The organism is Achromobacter sp. AONIH1 (genome assembly GCF_002902905.1).
Classification (GTDB): Bacteria; Pseudomonadota; Gammaproteobacteria; order Burkholderiales; family Burkholderiaceae_B; genus Achromobacter.
Window position 1 is genome coordinate 872,161 of sequence record NZ_CP026124.1, and the last position, 16,784, is coordinate 888,944.

The following is a 16,784-nucleotide window of genomic DNA, read 5'->3' on the forward strand; positions in this document are numbered from 1 at the left end:
GAGGGCGACCATTCCTATCCAGCCGAAGTCGATCGCCTCGAATCGCTTCTTTGATCAACTGGCTATAGTAGCTTAATGGCCTTGTTCCGCCGCCCCCTTTCCGCGCGGCTTTTCCACCTCACGCCCTCAGGCGTTGTTACGGCGCTGCACGCAATCCTTGGGTGCAACAATTTCCTTCCATAAATAAGAATAAATATCATTACCGATTAATACTATTTTGGCCCTGCATGCAGACGGCGTACCGTGAAAAAACCATGGGCAAGCATGGAGGAGTAGCCAAACGTCGCATTCGGCGCAAGAATACGTCATAGCAGTTCTTCAAGGAGACAACCATGCGTATCGCCGATGCCCAATGGATCCCGTCAACCCAGCACCAGACCTGGGACGCCTTGACCGATCCTGCCGTGCTGCAGCGATGCATCCCCGGATGCGTCAACGTCACGCAGCGCTCCCCCACCGAGTACGCCGTCACCCTGCGTGCCAAGGTCGCCGGCATCGACACCGACTACGACGGCGAGATCCTGCTGTCGGACGTCGATCCCCCCAACAGTTGCACCCTGGTGTTCGAGGGCAAGGGCCGGGCGGCTTGCCTGGCCATCGGCACCGCCCAGGTCAACCTCAGCACCAAGGACCAGGGCACCCGCGTGGCCTACACGGTGGCGGGCATGACCGGCGGCAAGCTAGCCGAATGCGGCGAGAGTCTGATCCTGAAGGCGGGCGAAAAGATCATCGAGCGCTTCTTCGCCGCGTTCATCGATTACATGGCCGGCCAGCCGCGGCTGGCGCCGCCGCCCCCGCCGCCCGAGCCCGAGCCTCGCGGCCTGTCCAACTCCCGCTGGTCCTGGGCGCTGGTGCTGGTGGTGATCGCCGTGTTCCTGAGTTACCACACCCTCTACAAGTAGTGGACAGCCTGGCCAACCGGGACGGCTGCGGCCATTCGGCGGTGATATGCTAACTAAATGAGCACGCCCCCGCCTACGCCGCAGCCCCAGCCAGACCCGCCTCCCCCTGCTCAGCCCGCCACCCCGCCGCCATCGCGCCGCGACCTGCTGATGGCCATGGCCGGCGTTTCGGCCACTGTCGTGCTGGCCGCCTTCGATTCCACCATCATCAGCACCACCCTGCCGCGCGTGGCCGAGGCGCTGAACGGCATGGCGCTGTACGCCTGGGTCGGCACCGGCTACCTGCTCGCCACCGCCGCCTCCATCATGATCTTCGGCCGCCTGGGCGACATGTTCGGGCGCAAGCCGCTGATGCTGGTGTCGGTGCTCATCATCGCGCTGGGCTCGATCGCCTGCGGGCTGTCGCAGAGCATGGGCCAGCTGATCCTGTTCCGCTCGCTGCAAGGCATCGGCGGCGGCATGATGATCGCCACGGCCTTCGCCGCGCCCGCCGATCTTTTCCCCGATGCCAAGCAGCGCGTGCGCTGGATGGCGCTGGTGTCGGCCGCCTTCGCCATGGCCAGCGGCATCGGCCCGGTTCTGGGCGGCGCGGCAACCCAGGCGCTGGGTTGGCGCGCCGCCTTTTTCATATCGCCGATCGCCGCCGCCGTCGCGCTGTTCCTGCTGGCGCGCTACTTCCCCCGCATCAAACCCGTCCACACCGGCGAGCGCCGCATCGACTGGCTGGGCGCCCTGCTGCTGGTCGTGGCGGTGGGCGCGCCGCTGGCGGCGCTGGAGCTGGGCTTTGCCAGCGGCGATCACGCCCACCCCGGCCTGGCGCTGGGCCTGGCCGTGGCGGGCGCCGCCGCCATCGCCCTGCTGGTTCCGATCGAACGGCGCGTGGCTTCGCCGATCTTCCCGCTGCGCGTACTGGCGGGCCGCGAACCGCAACTGCTGAATCTGGCGGCAATGACCGTGGGCGCGGTGATGTTCGTGCTGATCTTCTACAGCCCGCTGCTGCTGCAGCAGGTCCTGGGCTATACGCCCAGCCAGGCCGGGCTGCTGCTCACGCCTCTGGTGGCGGCCATCTCGGTAGGCAGCATCATCAACGGCCGGCTGTTCCACCGCCAGACCGAACCCCAGCGCCTGATGGTCTTCGGCGCCTGTCTGCTGGCGGCCGGCACCTTGATGGTGCTGCTGATCTCGCCCGGCACCTCGGCCTTGTGGATTCTGTCGGCCTTCTTCGTGAACGGCTGCGCGCTGGGCTTCCTGCTGCCCAATCTGACCCTGTTCATGCAGATGCTCTGCGAGCGACGCGACGTGGGCGTGGCCTCGGCCCTGGTCCAGACCACGCGCGCGATCGGCAGCGCGCTGGGCACGGCGCTGGTGGGTATCCTGATTTCGCATAGTTCCGTACTAAACGGAGTGCGGACTGGCTTGGGCTTGTGTATTGTCCTGTCCCTGACCTGCGCGGTGCTCGCGCACCGGGTGAAGATGAAGAACCTGGCTTCTGCCCGGAAACCCTCCTGAGACTGGACTGCACATGCGTCGTCGCGATCTGCTGGACCTGCTGGTCCTGGCCGCCGTATGGGGCGGCTCGTTCCTGTTCATGCGCATCGCCGTGCCCGAATTCGGGCCGGTGCCGCTGATCGAGCTACGCGTCGGACTGGCCGCGCTGTTCCTGCTGCCGGCCGCGATCTGGCGCGGCAGGCTGCCGCTGATGGCGCGGCACTGGAAAGCCATCCTGGTGGTGGGCACGCTCAACGCCGCCCTGCCCTTCGTCCTGTATGCCTATTCGGCGCAATCGCTGGGCGCGGGCTTCCTGTCGGTGTCCAACGCGGTGACGCCCGTCTGGGGCGCCGTGATCGGCTGGCTCTGGCTCAAGGACAAGCTGGCCTGGTCGCGCTCGCTGGGCCTGCTGATCGCGCTGCTGGGCATCGTGGTGCTGGTCTGGGACAAGCTCAGCTTCACCTCCGGCGGCACCGGCCCGGCCGTGCTGGCGGCCGTATCCGCGCCCGTGTTCTACGGCATCGCGGCCAACTGGACCAAACGCTTTCTGACCGGCGTGGACGCGCTGACCAACGCCACCGGCAGCATGGTCGCCGCCTCGCTGGTGCTGCTGCCGGCCGCCGTGATGACCTGGCCGCAGGCGCCGGTCTCGGCCATGGCCTGGGGCGCCACCACGCTGCTGGCCGTGGTCTGTACCGGCGCGGCCTATATCGTGTTCTTCCGGCTGATCGCCAACGTCGGCCCCACCCGCGCGGTCAGCGTCACCTTCCTGGTGCCGATCTTCGGCGTGATGTGGGGCGCATGGTTCCTGAACGAGACGATCACCGGCCCCATCCTGGCGGGTGCCGGCGTGATCCTGGTGGGCACGGCGCTGGCGCTGGGACTGATCGGCGCGCGGCGCAAGCCCGCGTAGCACGCACAGCGCTGCGACGGAAAAAGGCTCAGTACTTGTCCGAGGTTCCCGTCAGCGCCACGCCAATCCGCAGCAGTACATACGACGCCGCGTCCACCCAACGCCGCAGCAGCCCGCGCCGTTGATAGTCCAGCGGCCGGATGAAGCGGCCGCCCTCGCGGATGGCCGTCTCCAGCCGTTCCTGCAAGTCCCAGGCGAAGGGCTGGTCGTCGATCACCACGTTCGCTTCGCGCGCCAGCAGCAGGCTGAAGGGATCCAGGTTGGACGAGCCCACGGTGGCCACGTTGTCGATAACGGCCACCTTGGCATGCAGGTAGCCGGGCATGTATTCGTAGATCTCGATGCCGTCGCGCAGCAGCTGGTCGTACAGCGAACGCGTGGCGTGGTACTGCATGCGGTATTCGACCTTGCCCTGCAGCAGCAACCGCACGCGCACGCCGCGCGCCGCCGCCCTGGCCAGGGCGCGGCGGAATTGCACGCCGGGAAAGAAATAGGCGTTGGCGATAAGGATGTCGCGCCGCGCCTCGGTAATGCCCAGCAGATAGGCGCGCTCGAAGGTCTGGCGAAAGCGCAGGTTGTCGCGCAACACCAGCGCGGCGCGCATCTGGCCGCAAGGCGCCACAGCGACATGATGCGGCTTGGCCAGCCGCATGCGGTTCCAGTCGCGCGGATGGCGCCGCAGGCGCGCCCAGTTCAGCCGCACCCAAAGCAGATCCTGGGCGTAGGCGGCGTCGGTGACCACCGGCCCGCGCACCTGGACAGCGAAGTCGAAGCGCGGCGCGGTCAGGCCGTCAGTGGGGTCCAGGTCATCGTAATCGTCGACGATGTTGATGCCGCCCACATAGGCGATCTGCCCGTCGATCACGCTGACCTTGCGATGCAGGCGCCGCAGGCGGCTGCGCGACGGGATCAGCTTGGCGAACCAGCGCGGCTCGGGCCGGAAGATGCGGCATTGGGCGCCGGCGTTGGTGAGCCTGACTCGGACCTCGTCGGCGGTGGCGGCGCTGCCGAAACCGTCCAGCACCACCCGCACCTTGACGCCGCGAAGCGCGGCTTCGGCCAGGCACCGCAGCACCATCTCGCCGCTGCGGTCCAGCATGAAGATATAGGTTTCCAGGTGCACGCTGACCGTGGCGGCATCGATGGCGGCGCACAGGGACGGGAAGAAGTCCGCGCCGTTCTGCAACAGCCGGATGTCGTTGCCATCCGTCCAGTCCAGCCTGACCGGCTCGCGCTTCACGGCAGTTCCAGCTCGGCCAGCAGCGGGGAATGATCGGACAGCCGGGCCCATTCCCGGCCGCGCAGCACGCGCGCGCTGCGCACGGCGAAGCCGCGCTGGTAGATGCGGTCCAGCCGGAACCAGGGGAACACGGCGGGAAAGGTGCGCGGCGGCGGCAGCAGCAGGCGCGAGCTGCCGTCCATGCCGAGCTGGTTGGTGCGCTCCATGACCGAAATGCCGTTGGGCACGCCGCGCAGCGCGTTGGTCAGGCGCTTGACCGAGTCGCGCAGTCGCGGCAGCTCGCCGCCATGGCTGCGCGGCGCGTGCGAGAACACTTCGTACAGGCCGAGCTGCTGCACGAACAGCGGCGCCAGCCGGTCGCCCCAGTCATTGAAATCGCCGGCGACGAGGATGGGGTCGCCCTCGGGCACCAGGCGACGGATGCGCTCGGTCAGCGCCAGGATCTGGCGACTGCGGCTGCCGGCGAACAGGCCCAGGTGGACCACGAAGCAATGCACGGCGCGCCCGTCCAGCTCGATGCGGGCATGCAGCAGGCCGCGCTGTTCGAGGCGGTGGTCGGAGATGTCCTGGTTCTCGTGCTCGACGATCGGAAAGCGCGACAACAGCGCGTTGCCATGGTCGGTCTGGTGGCGGATGGCGTTGCGCCCGTAGGCTACGTCCAGCCGCAGCGCCGCGGCCAGCGATTCATGCTGCGCATCCAGCAGCGACCTGTTTTCGTTGCGCCCCTGCACTTCCTGCAGGAAGACCAGGTCGGGACGCAGCCCGTACAGGCCCAGGCGCAGCTCGTTCAGGGAGTCGCGCCGGCCCAGCGCCGAGCGGCCTTTATGGATGTTGTAGCTGACGACACGGATGAGCGACATGGAAGCGATGGCGCCTTACAAGACATGGAACCCGCCGGCCCGGACGCCCGCAAGCGCACCCCGACCCGACGCCGCCACACCCGGCGGCGCTTGCCAGATTACCGCATTTCAGTTGCCGTTTACCGCCCCCGACGCAGCCAGAAACAGAAACGCCCCGGACAAGTCCGGGGCGGTCTCTGAAACTGCGAATAACCAGTAGCGGCTATTGAAAAGAAGGCACCAGAAAATCGAGGCACCCTCCCCGCAAGCCACCAGCGCCCCACAAGCGCAGCGGCACGGATCCGGCTCCGCCGGTCCGTAGCCGCGCCCCCTTGAGGGGGAAGCGCGCAGCGCTTCGGGGGTGGGTCACTTCTCTACATTGCGCAGCCGGATGTGCAGCTCGCGCAGCTGCTTCTCGTCGACCTCCGACGGCGCCTGCGTCAGCAGACACTGCGCGCGCTGGGTCTTCGGGAAGGCGATCACGTCGCGGATCGACTCGGCGCCGGTCATCATGGTGACGATGCGGTCCAGGCCGAAGGCGATGCCGCCATGGGGCGGCGCGCCGTATTGCAGCGCGTCCAGCAGGAAGCCGAACTTCTCGCGGGCTTCCTCGGCGCCGATCTTCAGCGCGCGGAACACCTTGCTCTGCACTTCCTCGCGGTGGATACGGACCGAGCCGCCGCCGATTTCCCAGCCGTTCAGCACCATGTCGTAGGCCTTGGCGAAGGCCTTGCTCGGATCGGATTCGAGGAAGTCCTCGTGGCCGTCCTTGGGGCTGGTGAAGGGGTGGTGGGCGGCGGTGTAGCGGCCGTCTTCCTCGTCGTATTCGAACATCGGGAAGTCGACCACCCACAGCGGCTTCCAGCCGGCGGTCGCCAGGCCGGTCTTCTTGCCGAATTCGCTGTGGCCGATCTTCACGCGCAGCGCGCCGATGGCGTCGTTCACGACCTTCTCGCGGTCCGCGCCGAAGAAGATGATGTCGCCGTCCTGGGCGCCGGTGCGCTTGATCAGCTCGGCCAGCGCGGCGTCATGCAGGTTCTTGACGATGGGCGATTGCAGGCCGTCGCGGCCCTTGGCCACTTCGTTGACCTTGATGTAGGCCAGGCCCTTGGCGCCGTAGATACCGACGAACTGCGTGTAGGCGTCGATCTCGCTGCGCGACATCTCGGCCCCGCCCGGCACGCGCAGGGCGACCACGCGGCTGCCCGGCGCCGTGGCGGCGGCGGCGAAGACCTTGAAGTCCACGTCGCGCATGACGTCGGTCATGTCGGTGAATTCCAGGTTCACGCGCAGGTCCGGCTTGTCCGAGCCGTAGCGGCGCATGGCTTCGGTCCAGGTCATGATCGGGAACGGCGACGGCAGGTCCACGTCCTGCACCACCTTGAACACGTGGCGGATCATGTTCTCGAAGATCTCGCGGATCTCGAGTTCGCTCAGGAACGAGGTTTCGCAATCGATCTGGGTGAATTCCGGCTGACGGTCGGCGCGCAGGTCTTCGTCGCGGAAGCACTTGGTGATCTGGTAGTAGCGGTCGAAGCCCGACACCATCAGCATCTGCTTGAACAGCTGCGGCGACTGCGGCAGCGCGAAGAAGTGGCCGGCGTTCACGCGCGAGGGCACCAGGTAGTCGCGCGCGCCTTCGGGCGTGCTCTTGGTCAGCATCGGGGTTTCGATGTCGATGAAGCCCAGCTGATCCAGGAACTTGCGCACTTCGATCGACACGCGGTAGCGCAGCATCAGGTTGCGCTGCATCTGCGGGCGGCGCAGGTCCAGCACGCGGTGCGTCAGGCGGGTGGTCTCGGACAGATTGTCGTCATCGAGCTGGAACGGCGGCGTGACCGACGCGTTCAGGATCTCGACTTCCTTGCACAGCACTTCGATCTCGCCCGAGGCCAGTTCGGCGTTGGCCGTGCCGGCCGGACGCTCGCGCACCAGGCCGGTGACGCGGATGCAGAATTCGTTGCGCAGGCGCTCGGCGGTGGCGAAGGCGGCGTTGTCCGGATCGAACACGATCTGGGCCAGGCCCGCGCGATCGCGCAGGTCGATGAAGATGACCCCGCCGTGGTCGCGGCGGCGGTTCACCCAGCCGAACAGGGTGACGGTCTGGCCGAGATGGTCACGGCAAACCTGGCCGGTATAGCAGGTACGCATGCGGGATGACTCCGTTGTGTGCTTGGTAGTAGCGTAAAGGGTTACGAATCGGCGTGGGGCGCCGGTACGGGCGGGGCGGGCCGGTCGGCGGCAGGCATCGCCGCGGCCGGGGCGACCACGCCCATGGAAACGATGTACTTCAGGGCCGCGTCCACGCTCATCTGCAGGTCGATCGCCTCGGTGCGCGGCACCATGAGGAAAAAGCCCGAGGTCGGGTTGGGCGTGGTCGGCACGTAGACGCTGATGTGCTCGCCGGGCAGCTGTTCCGCCACCTCGCCGCCGGGCGTGCCGGTGACGAAGGCGATGGTCCAGGCGCCGGCGCGCGGATACTGCACCAGCACGGCGCGGCGGAACGCCTGACCGTTGGGCGCCAGCACCGTGTCGCTGACCTGCTTGACCGAGTTGTAGATGGAGCGCACCAACGGGATGCGGCCCAGCAGGGCCTCCCACTGGTCGACCATCGTGCGGCCGATCAGGTTGGCGGCGAAAATGCCCGTCAGCAGCACCACCGCCACGACCAGGACGAAGCGGAAGCCGGGGATGTCGACGCCGAACAGCGATTCGGACGACAGGAAGCCGGGCACGAACCCTTCCAGGGTGGCGACCAGCAGACCCAGCACCCACACCGTGATGACCAGGGGAACCCAGATCAGCAGGCCGGTGATGAAGTACTTCTTGATGACGCGCATTCGCATCGCGTGGCTCTAGGAAGCCGCGGACCCGGTGGCGGCGGGAGTGGCCGGGGCCGCCGGCGCCGCGGGCGTGGCCGGCGCGGCCGCGGGAGCGGCGCTCTCGGACGGGGCCGACGTGGACGCGCCGCCGCTGCCGTTGCCGCGGAAATCCGTGACATACCAGCCGGAGCCCTTGAGCTGGAAGCCAGCCGCGGTCACCTGCTTGGAAAAGGCACTCTGGCCGCACTCGGGGCAAACCGTGAGCGGCGCGTCGGAGATCTTCTGCAGCACATCCTTGGCATGGCCGCAGGCGCTGCACTTATAAGCGTAAATGGGCATTTCGTGCTCCCGGGCGCGAACCCGGCGTATCAAAAGACCGTTCCAAAAGACCGTTCGCCAAATCACGACGGGCAGACGGCCCGGCGGTCTGGCCATGGCCCGGCCACGAACGCGGCGGCGGATGCCGCGCGCTGAAGGCAAGACCAAAAAAATACGGGAAAGTCTTGAATTTTAGCGGTTTTTCATGAACAACCGGAGACGGCCCGGGCGGCGGGTCCCCCAGGACGCCGCGCCCGGACTCGCCCGGGGCGCCCCACGCCGCTTCCCGCGAGCCGCCGGCCGGCTTTCCCGACGGTTCCCAGGCCGGTTGGGGCCGGTCCCGCGCCGCCCGCCGGACCGCCTAGACGGGCAGCAGGAACATCAGCGCCGCCACCAGCGTCGGCCCCAGGGCCGACAGGAACAGCCGGCCTGACGAGATGCTGCCGTCCGGGAAATGGTTCTTCAGGATGGCGAAGCCGGCCGGATTCGGCGCGTTGGCGATCACGGTCAGGCCGCCGCCGGTGACGGCGCCCGCCACCAGCATGTAACGCCAGGCCTCGCTGGTGCCCTCGACCAGCGATCCCAGGTAGGTCAGGGCCGCATTGTCCGTGATGGCCGTCAGCGCGGTCGCGCCCCAGAACAGCACGAAGGGCTGCAGGCCGCCCAGCAGGTCCTGCAGCCACCATTTCTGCAGGCCGCCCAGCACCACCAGCCCGGCCAGGAAGAAGCCGACCATCAGCCCTTCCTTGATCATCAGGCGGCTCTGGTAGCGCTTGTACGCTTCCGTGAAGCCGATGAACATCATCAGCAGGCCCAGGAAGATCGCGGGATGGTGCGCGGTGAGCACCACGGCGACCAGGAACGCCAGGTGCACCAGCATGACCACGACCGGCACCGGCGGACGCCGGTCCGCGCCTTCAGGCGCGTCAACGCCGCCACCGGTGCCCACGCTGTGCCCCAGCAGCGCCTTGCGGCAGACCAGGGTCAGCAGCGCCGCGTTCAGGCACACGGCCACGGCGGCGCGCCAGCCGAAGTGCTGCAGCATGAAGCCGGAATCCCAGCCGAAAGTGGTCGCCACCATCAACACGGGCGGCGCGGCGTAGGACGTGAGCACCCCGCCGATCGACACGTTGACGAACAGCACGCCCAGCGTCATGTACTTGAAGCCGGCCCGGCCGCTGGTGCGGAAATAGGCGTCGCGCAGCAGGATGGCGGCCAGCGTCATGGCGGCCGGCTCGGTGATGAAGGAACCGCCCAGCGGCACCAGCGACATGATCACGAAGAACGTGGCCAGCTCGCGGCGCAGCGGCAGCACGCGCGCCGCCAGCCGCACCAGCTGTCCCACCAGTTCCAGGATCGGGCGGCTGGCCGCCACCACCATGATGACGAACACGAACAACGGCTCGGTGAAATTGCGCGTGTCCATGTACTCGATGGCCGTGGACGGCCCGGACAGCGCCGCCATGGCGACGATAAGCGCGAAAGCCCACACGCCGAACACCGCCTCGACCTCGGCGAACAGATGCCAGAAGCCCGCGTGCGGCCCGCCTTTGTGCGCCAGCCGCGCGAAGAACGGCACCGAGAACGTATGAAGGACCGCCACCGCGAACAACAGGGTGGCGATGACTTCGATGGGCTGGGGCATGGCTGGGCTTCCGTGATCAGGGACGATGACTGCGCCCTGCCCGCCTGAAGGCACGCAGGGCAAGGGCCGCAATATAACGTAGGCCCCCGTCCCCGCGACACCGGGTCACTACTAAGACGCGCGCGCCTGCCGGCCGTGCGCGACGCCATCACCACCCGCCAGGGCAAGGCAGGCGCTCGGGCCAGACAGGACGTCCGACCGGCGCCATCGTCGCTCAGGCGATCGGCGCGGGCGGATCGCCGCCTTCCTGCGCCGCCTTCATCTCCATCAGCAGGCTGTGCAGCATCTCGGTGGACAGGCCGTGCAGCACCAGCCGGTAGCCGGCGCGCAGCGTCGACATCGGCACCAGCGGATGGCTGTTGTTCACCAGGATCAGGTGCTGTGGCGCGCCCAGCAGCTTGGCCGCGTAGATGCCGATGGTCTCGTCCAGCTGCAGCGAATTGGCCGCGCGCCAGAAGTCGTTGTCGGTGAGCATGAGCTGGTACAGCGGCGTGAACAGCTCGATGGCGCTTTGCAGGTCCAGGAAATTCAGCCGCGACTGCGGCATGTCGTCCAGCAGCAACCCGGGATCGCGGATCATGGAGAAGTCGACCCGCTCGGGCGCATGCATCTCCACGCCCGCCTCGCGCAGCGCGGTGTTGAGCCGGATGACGAAGTTGAACAGGTTCAGGTCGTGCTTGACGAACAGTTCATCCTTCAGGTCGTCGATCTCGCGCGGCTCCAGCGGCGTGGTGCTGACCGGCACCGGCGAATTGGCGGCGATGAAGGCCAGGATCTGCGCGCCCAGGTGGAAGTGCCGCAGGATCAGCCAGTTGGCCTCGGGCGAGACGAAGCGCTTCAGGCCCCAGGCCAGGATGCGATGCAGCAGCTTCGAATGCGACCAGCGCCTCGGCACGAAGGTCTTGACCACCTGTATCAGCACGATGAAGGCGCGCGCCAGCGGCCGCAGGAAGGGCAGCAGGTACTGGCGCGAACTGCTGCTCGAATCCGTCAGCCAGGCTTTCTTGACCTTGTCCGGCAAGGGCGTGCTGCGATCCAGGTACAGGGCCAGCCAGGGGCTGGGATCCAGAGGATCGTGCGCCTTGGCCAGGAACTCGGGTTCTTGCTTCATTGCGCCTCGTCCTCCATCACGTGATGGAACTGCATCAGGTAGAGCGCGGCGGTGCGGCGCGCGGTGTCCACGATGCGCCGCTCGGCGCGGCCGTCCTCGTCGCAATCCAGCGCCAGCTCCACCGCCGCCAGCCAGCGCGCCAGGTGGTGCTCGTCGTTCTGGCCATGGTATTCCAGGAAGCGGAAGGCGTCCGGCGGCAGCGGCAGGCTGGCCTTGAGCAGCGGCAGCAGGGCCGGCACGATGCGCTGGCCGGTGCCCTCGATGATGTAGATCGCGCCGAGCAGGCCGATGGGGTCGCGCGTGGCGGCCAGGCTGTGCAGATAGGCGTTGAGCGCCTCGCCGCCCGGATTGCGGCGCAGGGCGTCGATGTCGTCCACCGGACCGCCCGCGTTGCGATAGTCCTGGAACAGGATCTTGAAGTCATTCTGTTCCTCGCCCGCATGCACGTCGATCAGCGCCGCCAGCGGCTGGTAGGCCTCGCTCAGCGAGGCCGCGCCCTCGCGCATCCACTTGCTGCCCTCGCGCACCTGCGGAATCCAGCTTTCCATCCAGGTCAGGTAGTCGGCGGTCTGGAAACGGCGCTCGCGCAGGCGCCGCACCACCGGCGTGCGCCAGACGCGCGAGCGGTAGTCGTGCCAGATCGAGGCCAGTTCGGTCAGCAGCTGGCCCAGGCCCTGCGGCGCGCTGTCCGGATCGTGCGGCGGGGCGATGGCGTCGGCGTCGGCGCTGTGCGCGTCGTGCGGCTGCGCGGCCGCCGGGCTCGCGGACGCGACGGCCCGCGCGGGCTGTTCATGCACGGCCTCGGCCTCGAACAGCATGTACGCGGTCATGAAGCGACCCGACTCGGGGATGTAGCACAGCAGCTGCTCGCCCGGCTTGATCTCGCGCGTTTCCAGGAACTCGGCCAGCATGATGAGAATGGACGCCGCGCCGGTGTTGCCGCGCCACGCCAGATTGCTGAACCAGCGCTCGCGCGGAATGGCCAGACCGGCCTTGTCCAGCAGGTCGGCCACCACCGGAATGAATTTCTCGGACGAGTAATGGCACAGGAAATGGTCAATCTGGTCCGGATCTACCCAGCCATCGCGCACCAGCTTGGCGTATTCGTGGATGCCGATGTCGAACAGGTGCGGCAGCAGCCGGATATCCTGGCGCAGCGACAGCGCGCCGTCGGCCTCGGCGTCGGTCCAGGACGGGTAGTCCAGGTGCCCGCGCTGGCGGTCGGCCGACAGGCCCAGCTGCATGCAGACCGGATAGTCGCCCGAGAACGAGCGCTGGTGCACCCACTTGAGCCGCAGGCGCACGCCGCGCGAGATGCCCGGCAGCGCGCGGCCGGAGTTGCCCAGCAGCAGCGCGCCGGCGCCGTCGGACAGCATCCAGCGCAGGAAGTGCGCATCGAAATCGGCATCATAGTCGCGCGCGGCGAAGCGCGAACGCTTGAACAGGCGCGAGGGCAGCTCGCTGGCCACGGCCAGGGCGCTGGCGTGCCCACCCAGTTCCACGCCCTGCGCGGCCGCCTGGATGGCCGACACGCCGGCGGCGCAGATGCCATGCACAGACAGGGTTTCCATCGGATGCGCGGCCATCTCGCCCTGGATCATGTTGGCGAAGCCCGGCATCAGCGCATCGCCGCCCGACGAGCCACTGGCCAGCATCGACACATCGGCCAGCTCGGATTCGTTGCGCCGAAGGCAGTCGCGGATGGCGTTGGCGGCGAGCTGCGCGTTGCTGAACACGGTTTCGCCTTCCGGGCCGATCGCGTAATGGCGCTGCTTGATGCCGTTCTCGGCCAGGATGCGCTGCTTGATGCGCCCCGAGATGCGGTTCAGCGGCGCGATGTAGCGGTCCATATCGTCATTGGACACGGGCTCGCCCGGCATGAAATAGCCGGCGCTTTCCAGGTAGACACGATGAAACGCGATGGGCATGACGACCTCTGGTGATGTGCGTGGCGGCCTAGCGGATGTGCTTGGCCGCCATGCGGGAACGGGTACGGAAGCGCGGGCTGAACGCGCCCAGCACGAAAACGCGGAACATGTAGGGGACCAGGCCGCCTTCATTCAGCGCGGCGGGAACTTGATCGCGGTAACGGCCGTAGTGCAGCTCGGTCAGCTCGGCCCAGTGCGCGCGCGAATGCTCGTGATGCGCGGTGTGCAGGCCGATGTTGAACAGCAGCGGATTGAGCAGGCCCTCGAAATTGCGCGCATAGCTCAGCGCCGCGCCGCGTCCGGGACCGCCATCGGCGTGCGCGTGCTGCAGGTAATTGGTGGCCAGCAGCCAGTGCAGGCCGTGCAGCTGCGGCACGATCACGAACACCAGCGCCTTGGCCGGATTCAGCGCCAGCAGACCCGCCCACAGGCCCAGCCAGGCGCCGTACTGCGCCATGCAGTAGCGCCAGGCGCCGGGCCAGTGCCGGCGCAGCCGGCCCAGCCAGGTGAAGAACAGCGGATACAGCACCCAGACCGCCTGCGCCGGATGGATCAGGTAGCCCCACAGATGATTGGTGTCGCCGCCGAAGCGATAGGTGCGCGCCTGGTCGTCCGGACCGTGCTTGTAGCGATGGTGGTTGGCCACGTGCGCCGGATAGAACACGAAGGTGGGGTGTCCCTGCAGCAACGTGATCCAGAAATCCGTGGCCCGGTTGGCCCAGCGCCCGCGCCACATGCGCAGGTGCGTGTGGTTGTGGTGGATCACGCCGATGCCCAGCGTGAGAAACAGCATCAGCGCATACAGCGGCCACCAGAAGCCGTGGACCCATTGCCAGGCCGCCAGCGCAGGCAACGCCGCCAGATAGGCCAGGCTCTGCCAGTCGCGCCGGTTGCGCAGCGTGGGCAGCGAGAAACGCCGGCTACGCGCGTCCGCCAAGCGACTCTCGCTTCTGGTGAGCCTGCAGCTGCGCCTCGGCCGCGTCGGCCTTCAGCCGGGTGCGGAACAGCCGGTCCATGAAGGTGAACTGGAAACCATAGTTGCCGTTGTAGCAGGCATGATGCAGATGGTGCCGGCGGCTGGCGGCGAACCAGTGCGCATAGGACACCTTGGGGAAGAAATCGTAGTTGGCGTGGCCGATGCAGTTGAAGAACAGGCTGAACAGCGGCACCGAGGCCAGCGACCAGAAGCTGAAGTCGTGCAGCATCATGGGCAGCATGATCACGTTGCCCAGCATCAGCGCCTCGATCGGATGGAAGCTGTAGGTCGAGAACGGCGTGGTCACCACCGAGCGGTGATGCGGCAGGTGAAAGCGCCGCAGCGGCCGGGTGTGCAACAGGCGGTGGTTGACCCAGAAGTGCACGTCATTCCAGGCCAGCAGGAACAGGATCTCCAGCGTGATCTTCTGCCAGCTGGCGTCCGGATCCAGATGCGCCCAGCCCAGTTGCAGCAGCCCCCAGGGAAAGACCATGCCGGTGCCGAACAGCAGCACCGACACGCCGGACTGCGCCAGCTCGCGGCGCAGCTGCCCCGGCGCCAGCGGACGCGGATCCAGCGGGCGCCCGATGCCGAGCGCGGGCAGGATGTGATGCGTCAGCAGCCAGGTGGCAGCGCCGAACAGCAGGTAGATACCGCCGAAAAACAGCAGCCCCGCCAGCATGACCTGCCAGACGGACAAGGCTTGAAAAGCTTGGGCCATGGAGTTTTTATTTCACCCGGAGAATGGCCGCATCATAAGCAATCCGTCAGCATCCGGGGGAGGCATGTATTACCAAATGAATCCGAAGCGGACAAAGCCTGCCGGACGCCCCATCCGCGCGGCGGCAGACGCCCGCGCCGCGCTCAACGCGGCGGAAACGCGCGGTCCAGCTCGGCCACCGCCGCCTGCAGGCGGTCCGCCAGCGCGGCGCTGGCCGCCGGCATGGGCGCGCGCAGCTCATCGGTGAGCAGGCCCTGCCGCGCCAGCTGCGCCTTGACGGGTCCGGGATTGGGTTCGGCGAAGGCCAGCTGGATCATCGGCGCCAGCGCCAGGAACAGCGCGCGGGCCTGGTCCAGCCGCTGCTCGCGCACGGCGCGGTACAGCGCCACGAACAGGTCGGGCCGGATGTGCGCGGCGGCCGCGATGATGCCGGAACCGCCCAGGCACAAGGTCGACAGCGTCTGCAAATCCTCGCCCGCCATCACTTGCAGCCGGCCATCGGCGATCAACGCCACGGTCTTTTCCAGCGAGCCGCCGCAGTCCTTGATGGCGGCGATGTTCGGGTGCGCCGCCAGCTCCAGCAGCGTGGCCGTGTCCAGCGCCGCGCCGGTGCGGTAGGGAATGTCGTACAGCGCCAGCGGGAAGCGCGAGGCGTCGGCCAGGCAACGGAAATAGGCGGACGCGCCGGCCTGTCCGGGCCGCACGTAGTACGGCGCGGGCGCCAGGATGCCCGCCAGCGGCCGCGTGCCGAAGGCCGACAGGCGGCGCAGCACATGGCCCTGGTGGTTACCGGCCAGGCCCATCATCACGGGCAGGCCGTCGGCGACGTTCAGCACCGCGTCCAGCACGGCCAGCTGCTCGGCGTCGTCCAGCGCCGCGGCCTCGCCGGTGCTGCCGCACACGACCAGGCCGTCAACGCCGGCCGCGGCGTAGTGGCGCACCAGCCGGCGCAGCGCGCCGCCATCGACGGCGCCGCCCGAGAACGGCGTGACCAGGGGAATCCAGATGCCCTGGAACGGGGATGTTTGAGTCGGCATGAGAGAACACTCCTTCGGTATGGACCGTGGTTGGACCGTACAGAAGTGCTCGGGAATGCGCTGGGAGGTCGCGGGCGGCGCCATGCGCCGCCGGGAAGGCCGCTGTTCCGTCGCCCATCTGACGGAACAGCATGCTCCGGTCAGATGAGCGGCTGTTTTTTGGATTTCAGGCCGGCAGCAGCCAGCGCCACGCACAGGGCGCGGAACGGGGCAGCGGATTGAATGGCCTGGATCATCATGAATCGGAAAGCGCCGCGCGGCATGCGCGGATGCGGAAATCTACCGGGCGGCAGGCAGGCTGTCAACGGCGTCGGCCGCCCCCTGCGCAACGGACGCTCAGCGCAGGCTGGCCAGGAAGATCGCGCACAACGCTTCCATGCCGGCCTGGTCGTCGGCGTCGAAACGGTCGGGCACCGGGCTGTCCACGTCCCATACGCCGATCAGCTGGCCGTCGCGCACCAGCGGCACCACGATCTCGGAACGCGAAGCCGCGTCGCAGGCGATGTGGCCGGGAAACGCATGCACGTCCGCCACGCGCTGCGTGCGCCGCTGGCTGGCGGCCGCGCCGCACACGCCGCGATTCAGCGGGATACGCACGCAGGCCGGCTTGCCCTGGAACGGGCCCAGCACCAGCTCGGTGCCGTCGTAGAGATAGAAGCCCGCCCAGTTCAGCTGCGGCAAGGCCTGGTAGACCAGCGCGCTCAGGTTGGCGGCGTTGGCGATGCGGTCGTGTTCGCCTTCCAGCAGCGCGCGGGCCTGCGCGGCCAGCTCGGCGTACAGGGCGGGCTTGGAATCGGCGGAAATCGGGGCGGCTTCAAACATAGGCAAATGTAACTGTACAGGC

General features: G+C 67.8%; 15 protein-coding genes. 3 read left to right on the plus strand and 12 right to left on the minus strand.

All coding sequences use genetic code 11. The annotated features are described in order from the left end of the window. The first annotated feature begins 332 nt into the window (after window positions 1–332). From C2U31_RS03985 to C2U31_RS03995, 3 genes are read left to right on the plus strand one after another with little or no spacing between them, the layout of a single operon-like run. Window positions 333–902: a carbon monoxide dehydrogenase subunit G gene (locus tag C2U31_RS03985; RefSeq protein ID WP_103271662.1), complete on the plus strand. Its 570-nt coding sequence runs from the start codon at window positions 333–335 to the stop codon at window positions 900–902. A 57-nt stretch (window positions 903–959) separates the two neighbouring features. Next, on the plus strand, window positions 960–2,411 hold the full coding sequence (locus tag C2U31_RS03990) for an MFS transporter (RefSeq protein ID WP_369869734.1): 1,452 nt from the start codon (window positions 960–962) through the stop codon (window positions 2,409–2,411). A 13-nt stretch (window positions 2,412–2,424) separates the two neighbouring features. After that, window positions 2,425–3,303, plus strand: coding sequence for a DMT family transporter (locus tag C2U31_RS03995; protein ID WP_103271664.1), 879 nt, complete (start codon window positions 2,425–2,427; stop codon window positions 3,301–3,303). A 28-nt stretch (window positions 3,304–3,331) separates the two neighbouring features. Here C2U31_RS03995 and clsB read toward each other — a convergent pair whose 3' ends face one another. The 12 genes from clsB to C2U31_RS04055 all read right to left on the minus strand — a co-directional run bounded on the left by clsB (window position 3,332) and on the right by C2U31_RS04055 (window position 16,762). Next, window positions 3,332–4,543: a cardiolipin synthase ClsB gene (gene clsB, locus C2U31_RS04000; RefSeq protein WP_103271665.1), complete on the minus strand. Its 1,212-nt coding sequence runs from the start codon at window positions 4,541–4,543 to the stop codon at window positions 3,332–3,334. Further along, the gene (locus tag C2U31_RS04005) at window positions 4,540–5,403 is read right to left on the minus strand and encodes an endonuclease/exonuclease/phosphatase family protein (RefSeq protein ID WP_103271666.1); all 864 of its coding nucleotides are present in this window, start codon (window positions 5,401–5,403) and stop codon (window positions 4,540–4,542) included. Before C2U31_RS04005 ends, clsB begins: the two co-directional genes overlap by 4 nt. A 345-nt stretch (window positions 5,404–5,748) precedes the next feature. Beyond that, window positions 5,749–7,533, minus strand: a complete 1,785-nt coding sequence (aspS, locus tag C2U31_RS04010; protein ID WP_103271667.1) for an aspartate--tRNA ligase — start codon at window positions 7,531–7,533, stop codon at window positions 5,749–5,751. A gap of 41 nt (window positions 7,534–7,574) precedes the next feature. Beyond that, window positions 7,575–8,222: a DUF502 domain-containing protein gene (locus tag C2U31_RS04015; RefSeq protein ID WP_103271668.1), complete on the minus strand. Its 648-nt coding sequence runs from the start codon at window positions 8,220–8,222 to the stop codon at window positions 7,575–7,577. A gap of 15 nt (window positions 8,223–8,237) precedes the next feature. Beyond that, on the minus strand, window positions 8,238–8,543 hold the full coding sequence (locus C2U31_RS04020) for an FmdB family zinc ribbon protein (RefSeq protein ID WP_103271669.1): 306 nt from the start codon (window positions 8,541–8,543) through the stop codon (window positions 8,238–8,240). A gap of 340 nt (window positions 8,544–8,883) precedes the next feature. Continuing rightward, on the minus strand, window positions 8,884–10,167 hold the full coding sequence (locus C2U31_RS04025) for a putative Na+/H+ antiporter (RefSeq protein ID WP_103271670.1): 1,284 nt from the start codon (window positions 10,165–10,167) through the stop codon (window positions 8,884–8,886). A 214-nt stretch (window positions 10,168–10,381) separates the two neighbouring features. Then, window positions 10,382–11,278, minus strand: coding sequence for a hypothetical protein (locus tag C2U31_RS04030; protein WP_103271671.1), 897 nt, complete (start codon window positions 11,276–11,278; stop codon window positions 10,382–10,384). After that, complete coding sequence (locus tag C2U31_RS04035; RefSeq protein WP_103271672.1) at window positions 11,275–13,206, minus strand: StlD/DarB family beta-ketosynthase; 1,932 nt, start codon at window positions 13,204–13,206, stop codon at window positions 11,275–11,277. Before C2U31_RS04035 ends, C2U31_RS04030 begins: the two co-directional genes overlap by 4 nt. A gap of 28 nt (window positions 13,207–13,234) precedes the next feature. Continuing rightward, the gene (locus tag C2U31_RS04040; protein ID WP_103271673.1) at window positions 13,235–14,143 is read right to left on the minus strand and encodes a fatty acid desaturase; all 909 of its coding nucleotides are present in this window, start codon (window positions 14,141–14,143) and stop codon (window positions 13,235–13,237) included. Beyond that, a complete protein-coding gene (locus C2U31_RS04045; protein ID WP_103271674.1) occupies window positions 14,127–14,903 on the minus strand; it encodes a sterol desaturase family protein in 777 nt (258 codons plus the stop codon). Before C2U31_RS04045 ends, C2U31_RS04040 begins: the two co-directional genes overlap by 17 nt. 143 nt (window positions 14,904–15,046) lie before the next feature. Beyond that, the gene (gene dapA / locus C2U31_RS04050; protein WP_103271675.1) at window positions 15,047–15,940 is read right to left on the minus strand and encodes a 4-hydroxy-tetrahydrodipicolinate synthase; all 894 of its coding nucleotides are present in this window, start codon (window positions 15,938–15,940) and stop codon (window positions 15,047–15,049) included. Between the two features lie 336 nt (window positions 15,941–16,276). Next, entirely contained in the window at window positions 16,277–16,762 is a 486-nt protein-coding gene (locus C2U31_RS04055; protein WP_103271676.1) for a GAF domain-containing protein, read from the minus strand. Window positions 16,763–16,784 lie beyond the last annotated feature (22 nt).

Coding starts and splice junctions, on each gene's coding strand:
- C2U31_RS03985 (WP_103271662.1), top strand. CDS start 333: ATGCGTATCGCCGATGCCCAATGGATCCCGTCAACCCAGCACCAGACC.
- C2U31_RS03990 (WP_369869734.1), top strand. CDS start 960: ATGAGCACGCCCCCGCCTACGCCGCAGCCCCAGCCAGACCCGCCTCCC.
- C2U31_RS03995 (WP_103271664.1), top strand. CDS start 2,425: ATGCGTCGTCGCGATCTGCTGGACCTGCTGGTCCTGGCCGCCGTATGG.
- C2U31_RS04005 (WP_103271666.1), bottom strand. CDS start 5,403: ATGTCGCTCATCCGTGTCGTCAGCTACAACATCCATAAAGGCCGCTCG.
- aspS (WP_103271667.1), bottom strand. CDS start 7,533: ATGCGTACCTGCTATACCGGCCAGGTTTGCCGTGACCATCTCGGCCAG.
- C2U31_RS04015 (WP_103271668.1), bottom strand. CDS start 8,222: ATGCGCGTCATCAAGAAGTACTTCATCACCGGCCTGCTGATCTGGGTT.
- C2U31_RS04020 (WP_103271669.1), bottom strand. CDS start 8,543: ATGCCCATTTACGCTTATAAGTGCAGCGCCTGCGGCCATGCCAAGGAT.
- C2U31_RS04025 (WP_103271670.1), bottom strand. CDS start 10,167: ATGCCCCAGCCCATCGAAGTCATCGCCACCCTGTTGTTCGCGGTGGCG.
- C2U31_RS04030 (WP_103271671.1), bottom strand. CDS start 11,278: ATGAAGCAAGAACCCGAGTTCCTGGCCAAGGCGCACGATCCTCTGGAT.
- C2U31_RS04035 (WP_103271672.1), bottom strand. CDS start 13,206: ATGCCCATCGCGTTTCATCGTGTCTACCTGGAAAGCGCCGGCTATTTC.
- C2U31_RS04045 (WP_103271674.1), bottom strand. CDS start 14,903: ATGGCCCAAGCTTTTCAAGCCTTGTCCGTCTGGCAGGTCATGCTGGCG.
- dapA (WP_103271675.1), bottom strand. CDS start 15,940: ATGCCGACTCAAACATCCCCGTTCCAGGGCATCTGGATTCCCCTGGTC.
- C2U31_RS04055 (WP_103271676.1), bottom strand. CDS start 16,762: ATGTTTGAAGCCGCCCCGATTTCCGCCGATTCCAAGCCCGCCCTGTAC.